This is a genomic window from Bacillus sp. FJAT-27245 (assembly GCF_001273955.1).
Taxonomy (GTDB): Bacteria; Bacillota; Bacilli; order Bacillales; family Cytobacillaceae; genus Bacillus_D.
In genome coordinates, this window is record NZ_LIGI01000001.1 from 137,471 (window position 1) to 150,261 (window position 12,791).

14 protein-coding genes and 10 tRNA genes are annotated in these 12,791 nt (G+C 47.6%); 23 read left to right on the plus strand and 1 reads right to left on the minus strand.

From position 1 onward, the window contains the following. The first annotated feature begins 154 nt into the window (after window positions 1–154). From alr to ADU24_RS00800, 12 genes are all read left to right on the plus strand, one after another. Window positions 155–1,315, plus strand: a complete 1,161-nt coding sequence (alr, locus tag ADU24_RS00745; RefSeq protein WP_053364851.1) for an alanine racemase — start codon at window positions 155–157, stop codon at window positions 1,313–1,315. A 226-nt stretch (window positions 1,316–1,541) separates the two neighbouring features. After that, the gene (locus tag ADU24_RS00750; RefSeq protein ID WP_053364852.1) at window positions 1,542–1,823 is read left to right on the plus strand and encodes a CopG family ribbon-helix-helix protein; all 282 of its coding nucleotides are present in this window, start codon (window positions 1,542–1,544) and stop codon (window positions 1,821–1,823) included. Window positions 1,824–1,827: 4 nt separating this feature from the next. Next, complete coding sequence (ndoA, locus tag ADU24_RS00755; RefSeq protein WP_019156408.1) at window positions 1,828–2,178, plus strand: type II toxin-antitoxin system endoribonuclease NdoA; 351 nt, start codon at window positions 1,828–1,830, stop codon at window positions 2,176–2,178. Window positions 2,179–2,869: 691 nt separating this feature from the next. Beyond that, on the plus strand, window positions 2,870–3,703 hold the full coding sequence (locus ADU24_RS00760) for an RsbT co-antagonist protein RsbRA (RefSeq protein ID WP_053364853.1): 834 nt from the start codon (window positions 2,870–2,872) through the stop codon (window positions 3,701–3,703). A 2-nt stretch (window positions 3,704–3,705) separates the two neighbouring features. Beyond that, window positions 3,706–4,062: an STAS domain-containing protein gene (locus ADU24_RS00765; RefSeq protein ID WP_027324001.1), complete on the plus strand. Its 357-nt coding sequence runs from the start codon at window positions 3,706–3,708 to the stop codon at window positions 4,060–4,062. A gap of 4 nt (window positions 4,063–4,066) precedes the next feature. Continuing rightward, window positions 4,067–4,468 carry an anti-sigma regulatory factor gene (locus ADU24_RS00770; RefSeq protein ID WP_053364854.1) on the plus strand — a complete coding sequence of 134 codons (402 nt, stop codon included), beginning with the start codon at window positions 4,067–4,069 and terminating at the stop codon, window positions 4,466–4,468. 11 nt (window positions 4,469–4,479) lie between these two features. Beyond that, window positions 4,480–5,490 carry a PP2C family protein-serine/threonine phosphatase gene (locus tag ADU24_RS00775; protein WP_053364855.1) on the plus strand — a complete coding sequence of 337 codons (1,011 nt, stop codon included), beginning with the start codon at window positions 4,480–4,482 and terminating at the stop codon, window positions 5,488–5,490. 64 nt (window positions 5,491–5,554) lie between these two features. Further along, on the plus strand, window positions 5,555–5,887 hold the full coding sequence (locus tag ADU24_RS00780; RefSeq protein WP_053364856.1) for an anti-sigma factor antagonist: 333 nt from the start codon (window positions 5,555–5,557) through the stop codon (window positions 5,885–5,887). Next, window positions 5,884–6,357 carry an anti-sigma B factor RsbW gene (gene rsbW / locus ADU24_RS00785; protein WP_053364857.1) on the plus strand — a complete coding sequence of 158 codons (474 nt, stop codon included), beginning with the start codon at window positions 5,884–5,886 and terminating at the stop codon, window positions 6,355–6,357. The genes ADU24_RS00780 and rsbW overlap by 4 nt, the downstream gene beginning before the upstream one ends. Next, on the plus strand, window positions 6,335–7,129 hold the full coding sequence (gene sigB / locus ADU24_RS00790) for an RNA polymerase sigma factor SigB (RefSeq protein WP_053364858.1): 795 nt from the start codon (window positions 6,335–6,337) through the stop codon (window positions 7,127–7,129). Before rsbW ends, sigB begins: the two co-directional genes overlap by 23 nt. After that, a complete protein-coding gene (locus tag ADU24_RS00795) occupies window positions 7,126–7,722 on the plus strand; it encodes a PP2C family serine/threonine-protein phosphatase (RefSeq protein WP_053364859.1) in 597 nt (198 codons plus the stop codon). The genes sigB and ADU24_RS00795 overlap by 4 nt, the downstream gene beginning before the upstream one ends. 184 nt (window positions 7,723–7,906) lie before the next feature. Then, complete coding sequence (locus ADU24_RS00800; protein ID WP_442853749.1) at window positions 7,907–10,084, plus strand: Tex family protein; 2,178 nt, start codon at window positions 7,907–7,909, stop codon at window positions 10,082–10,084. A gap of 201 nt (window positions 10,085–10,285) precedes the next feature. Here the strand turns inward: ADU24_RS00800 and cmpA are convergent, their stop codons facing one another. Next, window positions 10,286–10,399, minus strand: a complete 114-nt coding sequence (cmpA, locus tag ADU24_RS22840; protein WP_156324480.1) for a cortex morphogenetic protein CmpA — start codon at window positions 10,397–10,399, stop codon at window positions 10,286–10,288. 88 nt (window positions 10,400–10,487) lie between these two features. Between cmpA and ADU24_RS00805 the strand changes: the two genes are divergently transcribed. The 11 genes from ADU24_RS00805 to ADU24_RS00855 all read left to right on the plus strand — a co-directional run bounded on the left by ADU24_RS00805 (window position 10,488) and on the right by ADU24_RS00855 (window position 12,537). Further along, complete coding sequence (locus tag ADU24_RS00805) at window positions 10,488–10,961, plus strand: SprT family protein (protein ID WP_053364861.1); 474 nt, start codon at window positions 10,488–10,490, stop codon at window positions 10,959–10,961. Between the two features lie 464 nt (window positions 10,962–11,425). Beyond that, window positions 11,426–11,500 (plus strand) — tRNA-Asn (locus ADU24_RS00810). Between the two features lie 4 nt (window positions 11,501–11,504). Then, window positions 11,505–11,592: transfer RNA gene (locus tag ADU24_RS00815), tRNA-Ser, on the plus strand. Window positions 11,593–11,608: 16 nt separating this feature from the next. Next, window positions 11,609–11,680 (plus strand) — tRNA-Glu (locus ADU24_RS00820). A gap of 11 nt (window positions 11,681–11,691) precedes the next feature. After that, a tRNA-Gln gene (locus ADU24_RS00825) sits at window positions 11,692–11,766 on the plus strand. A 137-nt stretch (window positions 11,767–11,903) separates the two neighbouring features. Next, window positions 11,904–11,979: transfer RNA gene (locus tag ADU24_RS00830), tRNA-Lys, on the plus strand. 8 nt (window positions 11,980–11,987) lie between these two features. Beyond that, window positions 11,988–12,072: transfer RNA gene (locus ADU24_RS00835), tRNA-Leu, on the plus strand. A 65-nt stretch (window positions 12,073–12,137) separates the two neighbouring features. Then, window positions 12,138–12,223 (plus strand) — tRNA-Leu (locus ADU24_RS00840). A 61-nt stretch (window positions 12,224–12,284) separates the two neighbouring features. Then, window positions 12,285–12,361, plus strand: a tRNA-Arg gene (locus ADU24_RS00845). A gap of 5 nt (window positions 12,362–12,366) precedes the next feature. Beyond that, window positions 12,367–12,443: transfer RNA gene (locus tag ADU24_RS00850), tRNA-Pro, on the plus strand. Window positions 12,444–12,463: 20 nt separating this feature from the next. Then, window positions 12,464–12,537 (plus strand) — tRNA-Gly (locus ADU24_RS00855). The last annotated feature ends 254 nt before the right edge of the window (window positions 12,538–12,791 follow it).

Sequence of the window (12,791 nt, forward strand, 5' to 3'; positions counted from 1 at the left end):
CTCCCGATTTTCAGGCGGGCCCGGTAATGGGTCCGCCTTTTGCCATTTTTGATTCGGTGTTGGAAGATTCCATTTGCCTTTTTTTTATTGTCTGGCTTCCGTTATGATAAAATAATGAAATCAGAAAATGAATCAATGCCAGGGAAGTGACAATATGGAAAAGGACGGCTTTTTCTACAGGGATACATGGGCCGAAATCGATTTGGGGCAAATTGAACAAAATATCTTTTCTATTAAGAAGCTTTTACCTGATAAGGTAAAGGTCATTGCCGTCGTAAAGGCCAATGCATATGGGCATGGAGGAGTGGAGGTCGCGGAAACCGCTCTTGCCGCGGGCGCTGGCTATTTGGCTGTTGCCTTTTTGGATGAAGCCCTGGCTTTAAGGAAAAAAGGGATTGGCGCGCCGATTTTAATCCTTGGGGCGACAAGACCCGAGGATGTCAATGTCGCCGCTTCAAACAAGCTCACAGTCACGGCTTTTAGTTTTGAGTGGCTGGAGGAAGCCTCGGCCCACGTCGGTGAATATCCTCTATCCATTCATCTTAAAGTGGATACCGGAATGGGCCGGATTGGCTTCAGGGATGCCGCGGAATTGAAAAAGGCGGAAGAGTTGATCCAAAAAGATGGGAGATTCATGCTCGAGGGGGCATTTACCCACTTTGCCACGGCTGATGAAACCGGAACGGACTATTTCCGCCATCAGCTCGGGGAATTCGAACGTTTGCTCGGAACGTTAAGCGCGCGCCCGAGCCTTGTCCACGCGAGCAACAGTGCCGCGGCGATCAGATTCCCGGAAGCAAGGTTCAATGCCATCCGGCTGGGCATTGCGATGTACGGGCTTTCCCCCTCGCCGGAAATGAAAACCGAGGTGCCTGCCAATCTGCATGAAGCTTTTTCGCTGCACTCACGGATTGTCCAGATCAAGAAACTGAAAAAAGGTGAAAAGGTCAGCTATGGTGCCACTTATGAAGCAGCTGGCGACGAATGGGTCGCCACGATACCAATCGGGTATGCGGATGGCTGGATCAGGAGGCTGCAGGGCCAGGAAGTACTTGTCGGAGGAAAACGGGCGCCTATTGTCGGAAGAATCTGCATGGACCAATGCATGGTTAGGCTCGAGGACTACGCGCCTCCCGGTACAGAAGTCGTTTTAATCGGAAAGCAGGCGAAGGAATTTGTCGGAATTGACGAAATCGCTCGCCGCCTCGAGACAATTAATTATGAAATTCCCTGCATGATTTCGAACCGGGTTCCTCGGATGTATAAGAAAGATGGGGAAATGCTCGGGCTGCAAAACAATTTGCTGACGAATTAGTAGATTAAAACCGAATTTTTTTGCCAATACTACATGTTGATTGCGGAATTGGCTTTGCAAGCCATGCGAATCATGGTATCATTAAAACTGGTAGAAAATATGGCAACTTCTTGTCCGGCCCAAGCCGGAACGATATAGGAGTGCCATTTTTAAAAGTAGAAAATGGCTTTTCCCGCTTGTAGTGGCGGAATAAACGGTCTTTATAGTGATGGTGGAGGTGTAGCTTGTGTCAGAGACTGGCGCGACAACGGAAATCCTGGTAAAACTGCCGCAACATCTTTTAACCGAGTTGGACGGAATCGTTAAGCTTGAAAATGTGAACCGCAGCGAATTTATTTACCAGGCAACAAAGGCTTACTTACGCGAAAAGAAAAAAAGACAGATTCGCGAAGCCATGAGGCGGGGCTACATGGAGATGGCCAAAATCAATTTGACGATTGCATCGGAAGCATTCCTCGCAGAATATGAGGCGGAACACACTGTTGAACGTCTTGTAAGCGGAGGATAAACCTTTGATTGTCAAACGTGGTGACGTTTATTTTGCGGACCTATCCCCGGTTGTCGGTTCCGAACAAGGCGGCGTCCGGCCTGTACTTGTCATCCAAAACGACATCGGGAATCGGTTTAGTCCCACAGTAATCATTGCAGCGATTACGGCGCAAATCCAAAAGGCAAAGCTGCCGACCCATGTTGAAATCGACGCGAAGCGCTATGGTTTTGAACGGGATTCAGTCATCCTGCTGGAGCAGATCCGTACAATCGACAAACAGAGACTGACGGATAAGATTACTCACCTTGATGACGAAATGATGGAAAAAGTGGATGAAGCCTTGCAGATTAGCCTGGGTCTTATCGAGTTTTAACCTATTACGCCCTTTATGGGCGTACTCTACATAACCACCTCATATGAACATTCTGATTCAGGCAGGCTCTCCCAAAGGGGGCCGCCTTTTTATTTGTCTAGGAAATTATAGAATTAAACCTTGTGGATAACTCGAATTAAGTTATTGTAATCCAGCTCCACAAGGAAGGCTGCGGCAGCATAACATCGCACGAAGGAAAAGTGTCCTTCTTTTCCGAGGAGCGCCTAGCCCCTCTATGGTCATAAGCCGGTTCCCTCCGGAGGGCAGGCCCATCCTGCGGGACCTTATCTTTGCTTGTCGGGGCTGACCACTAAGGAAAGCTACTGAGAATGATCATCGCAGGGACAGGCGTTCTTTGCCTGTCGTGAAGGCGCTTGCGCATTTTGTTCTTTGCCCGGCGGATAGTGGTTACGGAAGTGGAAATCTGCATCTAATCATTGCTTTGTTTTTTTAAAATAAATAGGTTTATCCCGGTTTGGATGAGGGTATAAAACACAGTCGTTTAAAACATTTCGGCAGATGCCGTTGAAAATAATAAATCGGATAGTTTGGAATTGACGGTTTAGTATTGTTATCATTTAATTGAGATATGATAAGACAATTATTTGAAGGTTTTGTGACAAATCAAAACGAAAAGCGCTTTTTAGGACAAAATATACAAGTGAAGCGTCCGGAAAGACAGGGAGGACTAATGGAGAACCTAATATTGGACTATTTGAGAGCACAAAAGAGCGAGCTTGCAAATGAATGGATGGACAGGATGAGGACCGAGGCGGACGATCGTGTATTAAAGCTGGTCTCCGAACAAGTCTTTAATGGTACCAGCTCAGAGTTTATTGAACTCATAGGCTCAAGCCTCGGGGGTTCAAAAGAGGAGTTCCGGTCCAGGCTGAGCGAATTCGCGGAAAAAGTAGTGAGGCTTGGCTGGCCGCTTCATTTTGTAATAGAAGGCGTCAGGACATTCAGCAAAATGCTTTTTGAGGGCATGCAGGCAAAAGGATATGTCACCGCCGAGAACCAGATGGACGTTGTCTATGCGTTTGACCGTTGGATCAGTCCGCTACAGAACGAAGTGGTCGATATTTATTCAAGGACGTGGGAGCGTACTGTTTCCCTTCAGAAAATCGCCCTCCAGGAGCTGTCGGCGCCGCTTATCCCTGTCTTTGAGAAAATTACGGTTATGCCGCTGGTAGGCACGATTGATACGGAGCGAGCCAAGCAGATTATGGAAAACCTCTTGACAGGCGTCGTCAAACACCGTTCCGAGGTAGTATTAATCGATATTACAGGTGTGCCGGTTGTCGATACAATGGTCGCCCATCATATTATCCAGGCAGCAGAAGCAGTGCGCCTTGTGGGCGCCAAATGCATGCTTGTCGGAATCAGGCCGGAAATTGCGCAAACAATCGTTAACCTCGGGATTGACCTAAACCAATTCACCACTAAAAATACATTGAAAAAAGGCGTTGAAGCCGCCCTGGAACTGACCAATCGGAAAATTATTAACGTGGAGGGTGCAAAATGAGAATGAGGATACCTATTTTAAAGCTGCATGATTGTTTGCTTGTTTCCATTCAATGGGAGTTGGACGATCAAACAGCCCTTCAATTCCAGGAGGATTTGCTCCACAAAATCCATGAAACGAGCGCCAACGGGGTTGTTATTGATATTACCTCGATCGATTTTATCGACTCCTTCATCGCCAAAGTGCTAGGCGATGTTATAAGCATGTCCAAACTGATGGGAGCAAAGGTCGTTATTACGGGGATCCAGCCTGCGGTTGCAATTACGCTGATTGAACTGGGAATTGGATTGGAGGATGTCCTAACGGCATTAGACTTAGAAAAAGGTTTGGAGAAATTACAACAGGAATTGGGGGATTAGCTAAATGGGCATCCAATCCTGTGTGAAAATCCTAAATGAATGGGACATTGTGGCTGCCCGCCAGCTTGGCCGCAATGTTGCCAGAGAGCTTGGTTTTGGCACGGTAGACCAGGCGAGAATTACAACCGCAATAAGTGAGCTGGCGAGGAATATATACTTATATGCGGGCCAGGGCCAAATTTGCATAGAGAAAATTTATGACGGCCCGAAATCAGGCCTAAAGGTAATCGCTGTGGACAGCGGTCCCGGCATCAATGATATCAGGCAGGTGATGGAGGACGGCTTTTCGACTTCCGGCGGCCTTGGAGCTGGCCTTCCTGGAGTGAAACGGCTAATGGATGAATTCGACATCCTCTCTTCACCTGGCAAGGGAACGGATATAAGAGCAGTGAAATGGCTCCGTTAGGGGGATGAATCATGGATTTGCGGGACAGAATGGAATCGAAGTATCGGACTATTTTGACCGAATACCTGAATGACCAATCCGAACAAATCTTGTACCAAGGGCAGAAGTTCAGCAGGGAATTAATTGAGAAGAAAATTTCCCCGGAGGAAATCGTAAGCCTTCATAAAAGCCTCTTGCTTGATCTTTATCCCACCATACCAGAGAGTGTCATCCATTCTTTTGACGTGCTATTGGAAGTAATGGTTGGTTATGGGCTTGCCTATAGGGAACATCAAAGCCTAAGGAACAAGCAAATGGAATACCGCACTGAAATGGAAATAGCTGCAAATGTCCAGCAAACGCTCCTTGGGACGTCCATTCCGAAGGTCGAAGGGATGGATATCGGGGCGATAAGCGTCCCGGCAAGGCACATGAACGGCGATTATTTCCACTTTGTCCAGGATGACAACCAGTGCGTGAATGTTGCTATTGCCGACGTTATTGGCAAGGGAATTCCGGCCGCGCTATGCATGTCGATGATCAAATACGCAATGGACAGCCTTCCGGAAAACAGGCATGCTCCCCATATGGTCCTTGAAAGCCTGAACAGGGTTGTTGAGCAAAACGTGGACCCAAGCATGTTCATTACGATGTTTTACGGAATGTACAATCCAGGCAATCATATTTTTTATTATTCTTCCGCCGGGCACGAGCCTGGATATTACTATAATTCGCAAACAGGCGAATTTACGGAAATGGAAGCAAAAGGGCTTCTTTTGGGCATTGAGAAAAAAACGAAGTATCAGCAGTATGAACGGCTTATCAATCCGGGTGATATGATCATTCTCATGTCGGATGGGGTAACGGAGTGCCGTACAGAAGAAGGTTTCCTGGAGCGGGACGCCCTAATTGGCTATATACGCCGGTACATCCATCTCAATGCGCAGGAAATCGTAAACAATATTTACAAAGACCTTGAAAGGCTCCAGGATTTCCAATTAAGGGATGATTTTACACTTATTATCCTGAAAAGGAGCGTTTAACGGCCGCGAAAACGGGTAAAGTGTTTAAGTGGTTAGTTAGTAAATAGACAAGGGGTGGGTCAAAGTGGACATCAAATTAGATGTTAATGAATCCAATGATTTTGTTGAAATATATGTAAACGGTGAAATAGATGCCTACACGGCTCCGAAGCTTCGTGAAACGGTATTCCCGCTGTCGGAAAAAGACGGAGTCAAAATGGTTATCGACCTTTCGGAAGTATCCTATATGGACAGTACGGGCCTTGGAGTGATCGTTGGCGTATTCAAATCGGTCCGCAGCCACAACGGCGAGTTCAAGCTGGTTGGGTTATCGGAACGATTAATCAGACTTTTTGAAATTACGGGTCTGGCTGACATCATAGATATCAACAGCCAGATAGAGGGTGGAGTGCAATGAACCAGGCGTTTGACTATATTGAAATGAAAATCCCGGCCAAGCCCGAATATGTAGGAGTCATTCGCCTTACACTTTCTGGCATCGCGAGCCGGATGGGGTTTTCATACGATGATTTGGAAGATTTGAAAATTGCGACGAGTGAAGCGTGCACGAATGCGGTCCAGCATGCCTACAAGAACAAGGAACGGGGCGAAGTGATTGTCGGTTTCGGCCTCTATCCGGACCGCCTTGAAGTGATGGTGGCGGACAGCGGGCAAAGTTTTGATTTCGAATCGGCAAGGCAGGGCCTTGGCCGGTATGAAGACAATGATTCCGTGGAGTTTTTGCGTGAAGGAGGCTTAGGGCTTTACCTGATTGAAACGCTTATGGATGAAGTAAGGATTCACCATAAAGAAGGTGTCACTGTCTTTATGACAAAGTACCTTGAAGGAGAGCAGGTGGAGACGGATGTCGAAACAATCTCAACCTAACTCCTCAGGGAAACAGGAAATCAACGACCTCATTAAAGCGTATCAGCTCCATCAGGATAACGATGCCCAGGAGCAGCTGGTCCTTCACTACAAAAACCTTGTTGAAACAATTGCGCGTAAATATTCCAAAGGGCGCTCATTCCATGAAGATATTTTCCAAGTGGGTATGATCGGCCTTCTGGGGGCAATCAGAAGATATGACGAGTCGTTCGGCAAAAGCTTTGAAGCATTCGCAGTACCGACCATTATCGGGGAAATTAAGCGATTCCTAAGGGATAAGACATGGAGTGTCCATGTTCCAAGAAGGATTAAGGAGCTTGGCCCGAAAATCAAAACAACCGTCGAGGAACTGACAACCAAGCTCCACCGTTCCCCGAAAGTAATCGAAATCGCCGAAGCACTTGAAGTTTCCGAAGAAGAAGTGCTTGAAGCGATGGAAATGGGTAAAAGCTACCAGGCCCTTTCCGTCGACCATTCAATTGAAGCGGATTCAGACGGCGGCACAGTCACCCTGCTTGATATCGTCGGCAGTGTGGATGAAGGATATGAAAAGATCAACCAAAGGCTTGTCCTTGAAAAAGTCCTTCATGTCCTCAATGACCGCGAAAAGAAAATCATCCAGTACACGTACCTGGAGAATATGAGCCAAAAGGATGCGGGCGACAAGCTCGGCATTTCGCAAATGCACGTATCCCGCTTGCAAAGGCGGGCAATCAAAAAGCTGCAGGAAGCGATCCATGCGGAGGCCAATAACTCGGAGTGTCTTTCATGAACCATCTTGTAGAAACCAACATTGAAGTTTATGCGCACCAAACAGCCAAAGAAGGAAAATCCCATTGCGGGGACAGCTATTACTTCGTGGCGACCGAAGAATACTTCGTATGCGTACTTGCCGACGGCCTTGGCAGCGGCCAGCACGCCTATGAAGCATCGCACGCCGTTGTCCTGGCGGTTGAGAAAAACCACCATGAAAACGTCGAAACTTTAATGAAATTTTGCAACGATGCCCTTGCCAACAAAAGGGGAGCCGCGGTTTCCGTACTGAAAGTCTATTTCCACGCAAGGGAGTTCGTATACAGCTGCGTAGGGAACATCCGCTTCTTTTTGTATTCATCAAAAGGAAAGCTAACCTATCCCCTGCCAGTCACCGGCTACCTTTCCGGAAAACCGCAAACCTACCATACACAACGCTTTTCCTATGATCCCCATTCCAAATTCCTGATTTTCTCGGATGGATACGAATTTCAGGGAGTGAAAGCCCTCCTGAAGGGCCTCTTTCCTGTCACCATGATCGCCGATGAAATCAAACGCAAATATCCAACGAAATCAGATGACGCAACATTCATCATCGGGAGCCTGCATTAATTGCAGGCTCTTTTATTTTTTTGAAAAGGGGCCCATGCACACCGCCAGCCGCCACATCCGCTGCACACCCGGTTTGGCATTTTTTGTATCAAGCCTACGCTCCCGTATTTCTTCCCATCCCGATAGTTTGATACAATGGAATAGAAGCAAGAAAGAGTGGAGGAATGGTTAGGTGAATGAAACCATCACAAAGAACGATGAATTCGCAAAACTGATAGCCAGGGAACAAGGCCTGTCACTTAAGCAGGTCCACAATGTCATGGCACTCGTCAATGAAGGAAACACAGTTCCTTTCATCGCCCGTTACAGAAAAGAACAGACAGGCGCGCTTGATGAAGTGCAAATCCGGAACATCATGGAAAGATGGCAATACTTGCAGAACCTTGGGCAGAGGAAAGAAGAAATCCTTCGCTCCATATCGGAGCAGGGGAAACTAACAGATGAATTGGCGGTACAAATAGAAAAAGCAACAAAACTCCAGGAGCTCGAAGACCTTTACCGGCCGTACAAGCAGAAGCGCAGGACAAAGGCGACAGTCGCGAAGGAAAAGGGACTGGAACAGTTGGCGGACTGGCTGCTCAGCTTTTCGCCCGGCCCCGTTGAGGACAAGGCGAAAGAATTTCTATCGGAAGAAATGGACGTCCTTTCAGTTGAAGATGCGATTTCGGGCGCCAAGGATATAATAGCCGAGCGCGTTTCGGATGATGCGGATAGCAGGAAATGGATTCGAACAGAAATGTTCAAAACCGGATCAGTCGTCTCGGTTGTCAAGGACGCCGAAAAGGATGAAAAGAAAGTTTTTGAAATGTATTACGACTATGAAGAGCCTGTCAGCAAAATCGTACCGCACCGAATCCTTGCCCTGAACCGCGGGGAAAAGGATGAGATCCTCCGTGTGGCGATTAAGGCCGGGACAGATTCAATCATGAACTATTTAACAAAGAAATGGGTTGGAAAAACCTACTCGCCTTCCGCTCCTATCGTCGTGGAAGCAATTGAGGATGGGTACAAAAGGCTTATCCAGCCTTCAATCGAAAGGGAAATCCGCAATGAGCTGACTGAAAAGGCAGAAGAGCGGGCCATCCATATTTTTGCCGAAAACCTGCGGAAATTGCTGCTTCAGCCTCCGCTAAAAGGAAAAGTGGTGTTGGCTGTCGATCCGGCCTACCGCACAGGATGCAAGCTGGCTGTCGTTGATGAGACAGGCAAAGTACTTAAAATTGATGTCATTTATCCGCATCCACCAGTATCAAAACGCCGAGAAGCAAAAGAAAAGTTCACCGCGATTTTATCCGGTTTTAATGTTGAAATGGTTGCAATCGGGAACGGTACAGCTTCGAGGGAGACTGAGCAATTCGTTGCCGATATTCTGAAAGAAGTGAATCAGGAAATTTTTTATTTAATTGTCAATGAGGCGGGGGCAAGCGTTTATTCCGCATCGGATTTGGCCAGAGAAGAATTTCCGCACTTACAGGTAGAAGAACGGAGTGCGGTCTCAATTGGGAGGCGCCTGCAGGACCCGCTAGCCGAGCTTGTTAAAATTGATCCGAAATCGGTAGGCGTCGGCCAGTACCAGCATGACGTTTCGCAAAAGAAGCTGTCGGAATCGCTCCATTTTGTCGTCGAAACCGCAGTTAACCAGGTAGGAGTCAACGTGAACACCGCCTCTCCTTCCCTGCTCCAGTATGTTGCGGGCCTGACAAAAACAACTGCCGCGAACATCGTCAAGCAGCGAGAAGAAGAAGGGAAATTCGTTAACCGTTCGCAATTGAAGAAAATTCCGCGCCTGGGCGCAAAGACATACGAGCAGGCGATCGGCTTTCTTCGTATCCTTGATGGCAAAGAGCCTCTGGACAGGACAGGCATCCACCCCGAAAATTACAGCGCGGTAAAAAACCTGCTAGCAAGCCTGGGCTTTACGACTAAGGACCTTGGCAGTGATAAGCTGAAAGAAGCACTAGGAAAGCTTGATCACCGAAAAGTGGCCGAAGAGCTTGGGATAGGGGAAATTACGTTAAAGGATATCATTGACGCCCTTATCCGGCCGGAGAGGGATCCCCGTGATGAACTCGACGCCCCATTGCTTAAAAAAGATGTGCTAAAACTCGAGGATCTGCAACCAGGTATGGAACTTCAGGGGACAGTAAGAAATGTTGTCGATTTTGGTGCCTTTGTAGACGTGGGTGTCAAACAGGATGGGCTGGTCCATATCAGCAAGCTAAGAAAACAATTTGTTAAACACCCTCTAGATGTCGTTTCAGTCGGGGACGTCGTCACTGTGTGGGTAGATTCCGTCGATAAACAAAAAGGCCGTGTCTCACTGACGATGCTTCAGCCCGAAGCAGCGAAAGAGGATCATTAACTTTATTCACATGATTCACCCTCAAGCGGCGAAAATATCCTGGCGGGGAGTTTAACCCGAAGCGGCGGGAGCAATGCCATTCTGGCTAGCGCCAATTGGGGAATTTAGCTATGTATGACGTAGTACAACGTAAAAATGGCGTGCCTGGAAAATGCGGGCACGTCTTTTTTTTGGAATTAATGCAATACCAATACATAAGGGTTAGGATGGGTGCTTCTTTCTATAGAAGAACCAGCATTGGTTAAGGAGTTTAATCTGATAACGATTTTTCTCATAAAATGCCCGCCTCATCCTGTTTTGGAACCATGTTGGCATTGAAGTGTCCTCCCTGTGCACCTTAATGTTTTTCTATTCTATGCTATAATGGGTTGTCATGTTCAACAGAAAGAGGGGGTAAAATCCGATGGATAACCAAGAGCTTCAGGAATTGACAGAAAAAATATCCCGGGTGCAATTTGGTTTGCCCTTCCTCCATAAAGCGAGATTCAATCCCAGGCTGCGCACAACAGGCGGCAGGTATCTCTTGAACAGCCATGACATTGAGATTAACAAACGGTATTTGGAACAACTGGGCCACGACGAATTGGTCGGAATCATCAAGCACGAACTTTGCCACTATCACCTCCATCTGCTAGGTAAAGGGTACAAGCACAGAGATGCGGACTTCAGAGCATTGTTAAAAAAAGTCGGCGCACCGAGGTTTTGCGGCCAACTTCCTGAAAATGAAGTGAAGAAGAAAAGTAAGAAGACCGTAGTCTATGAATGCACAAGCTGTGGGATTGTTTTCAAAAGAAGGCGAAACATAAATACAGCCAGATATGTATGTGGAAAATGCAGGGGAGAATTGCGTAAAGTAAAGGAAATAAAGGCGCAGTAGGCGATGGGAGAAAAGCTGAAATTTATTTGATAATCGTTCTTGACATTGGGGTGCACCGTCATTATAATGGTAAGAGTCGACGGAAGGAACAACAGAATCTGTTGATACGCAAAGCCCCAGTTTGCCAGGCATTCTGAGGGGGGAGCACAAACAAATTTACTAACTTGGTGAATTGTTGAATTTCATTTTTTTTGCAGTAGGTCAGTGGTAGAGACGAGCAACACTTCCCTGAATGAACTGCGAGTTGTACACGCCGAGCCGCTACTTGCGGATCTTGCTGAGGCGGGGACACAAAACGCTATACAGGCGTATGGACATTCTTATTATTCCGCAGTAGCTCAGTGGTAGAGACGAGCAACACTTCCACGAATGAACTGCGAGTTGTACACGCCGAGCCGCTTCTTGTGGATCTTGCTGAGGCGGGGACACAAAACGCTATACAGGCGTATGGACATTCTTATTATTCCGCAGTAGCTCAGTGGTAGAGCAATCGGCTGTTAACCGATCGGTCGTAGGTTCGAGTCCTACCTGCGGAGCCATTTTGGGGAAGTACTCAAGAGGCTGAAGAGGCGCCCCTGCTAAGGGCGTAGGTCGGGTGACCGGCGCGAGGGTTCAAATCCCTCCTTCTCCGTTCCTTATTCTTTAATGGCCCCTTGGTCAAGCGGTTAAGACACCGCCCTTTCACGGCGGTAACACGGGTTCGAATCCCGTAGGGGTCACTTGTATTTAATGGGCTATAGCCAAGCGGTAAGGCAACGGACTTTGACTCCGTCATTCGTTGGTTCGAATCCAGCTAGCCCAGCCATTTTTGTTTGAGCCATTAACTCAGTCGGTAGAGACGAGCAGCGCTTCGTGAATTTGCTGCGAGTTGCGGAGTGGAACGAAAGTTCTGCGGAGCACACGACTGAACGCTCAATTTATTACGGGAAACCTTCCCTATACGAGCCATTAGCTCAGTTGGTAGAGCATCTGACTTTTAATCAGAGGGTCGAAGGTTCGAGTCCTTCATGGCTCACCATTTTATATGCGGGTGTGGCGGAATTGGCAGACGCACCAGACTTAGGATCTGGCGCCGCGAGGCGTGGGGGTTCGACTCCCTTCACCCGCACCACAAAATACCAGTTGCAAAGCTATAAAATAAGTGGTATGATTGTTCTTGTCGCTAATTTATCTTACGCGGTCGTGGCGGAATGGCAGACGCGCTAGGTTGAGGGCCTAGTGGGGGCAACCCCGTGGAGGTTCAAGTCCTCTCGGCCGCACCAAAAAAGATGTTGACAAACAGCTTTGGTGCTTGTAATATAGATTAAGTCTTTTCTAAAATGTGCGCCCGTAGCTCAATTGGATAGAGCGTCTGACTACGGATCAGAAGGTTATGGGTTCGACTCCTTTCGGGCGCGCCATACTACGGGAAGTAGCTCAGCTTGGTAGAGCACTTGGTTTGGGACCAAGGGGTCGCAGGTTCGAATCCTGTCTTCCCGACCATTCGGGAAATAAAAAAATACGCGGGTGTAGTTTAATGGTAAAACTCCAGCCTTCCAAGCTGATGTCGTGGGTTCGATTCCCATCACCCGCTCCAAAATTGTTCCTTGAAAACTAAACAAACAAGCGTCAACAAACAATAATATAGTGATCTTCGCATCACTAGCCAACGTAACATTTTGAGCATGACTCAACTCTTTTTGGAGAGTTTGATCCTGGCTCAGGACGAACGCTGGCGGCGTGCCTAATACATGCAAGTCGAGCGGAAGTTTCAAAAGCTTGCTTTTGGAACTTCAGCGGCGGACGGGTGAGTAACACGTGGGCAACCTGCCTGTAAGACTGGGATAACTT

Excerpts from the sequence above, each read along its gene's own strand:
- sigB (WP_053364858.1), top strand. The coding sequence starts at position 6,335 with ATGTCGAAACAATCTCAACCTAACTCCTCAGGGAAACAGGAAATCAAC.
- ADU24_RS00770 (WP_053364854.1), top strand. The coding sequence starts at position 4,067 with ATGGGCATCCAATCCTGTGTGAAAATCCTAAATGAATGGGACATTGTG.
- alr (WP_053364851.1), top strand. The coding sequence starts at position 155 with ATGGAAAAGGACGGCTTTTTCTACAGGGATACATGGGCCGAAATCGAT.
- ADU24_RS00795 (WP_053364859.1), top strand. The coding sequence starts at position 7,126 with ATGAACCATCTTGTAGAAACCAACATTGAAGTTTATGCGCACCAAACA.
- ADU24_RS00765 (WP_027324001.1), top strand. The coding sequence starts at position 3,706 with ATGAGGATACCTATTTTAAAGCTGCATGATTGTTTGCTTGTTTCCATT.
- ADU24_RS00775 (WP_053364855.1), top strand. The coding sequence starts at position 4,480 with ATGGATTTGCGGGACAGAATGGAATCGAAGTATCGGACTATTTTGACC.
- ADU24_RS00805 (WP_053364861.1), top strand. The coding sequence starts at position 10,488 with ATGGATAACCAAGAGCTTCAGGAATTGACAGAAAAAATATCCCGGGTG.
- ADU24_RS00760 (WP_053364853.1), top strand. The coding sequence starts at position 2,870 with ATGGAGAACCTAATATTGGACTATTTGAGAGCACAAAAGAGCGAGCTT.
- rsbW (WP_053364857.1), top strand. The coding sequence starts at position 5,884 with ATGAACCAGGCGTTTGACTATATTGAAATGAAAATCCCGGCCAAGCCC.
- cmpA (WP_156324480.1), bottom strand. The coding sequence starts at position 10,399 with ATGCCAACATGGTTCCAAAACAGGATGAGGCGGGCATTTTATGAGAAA.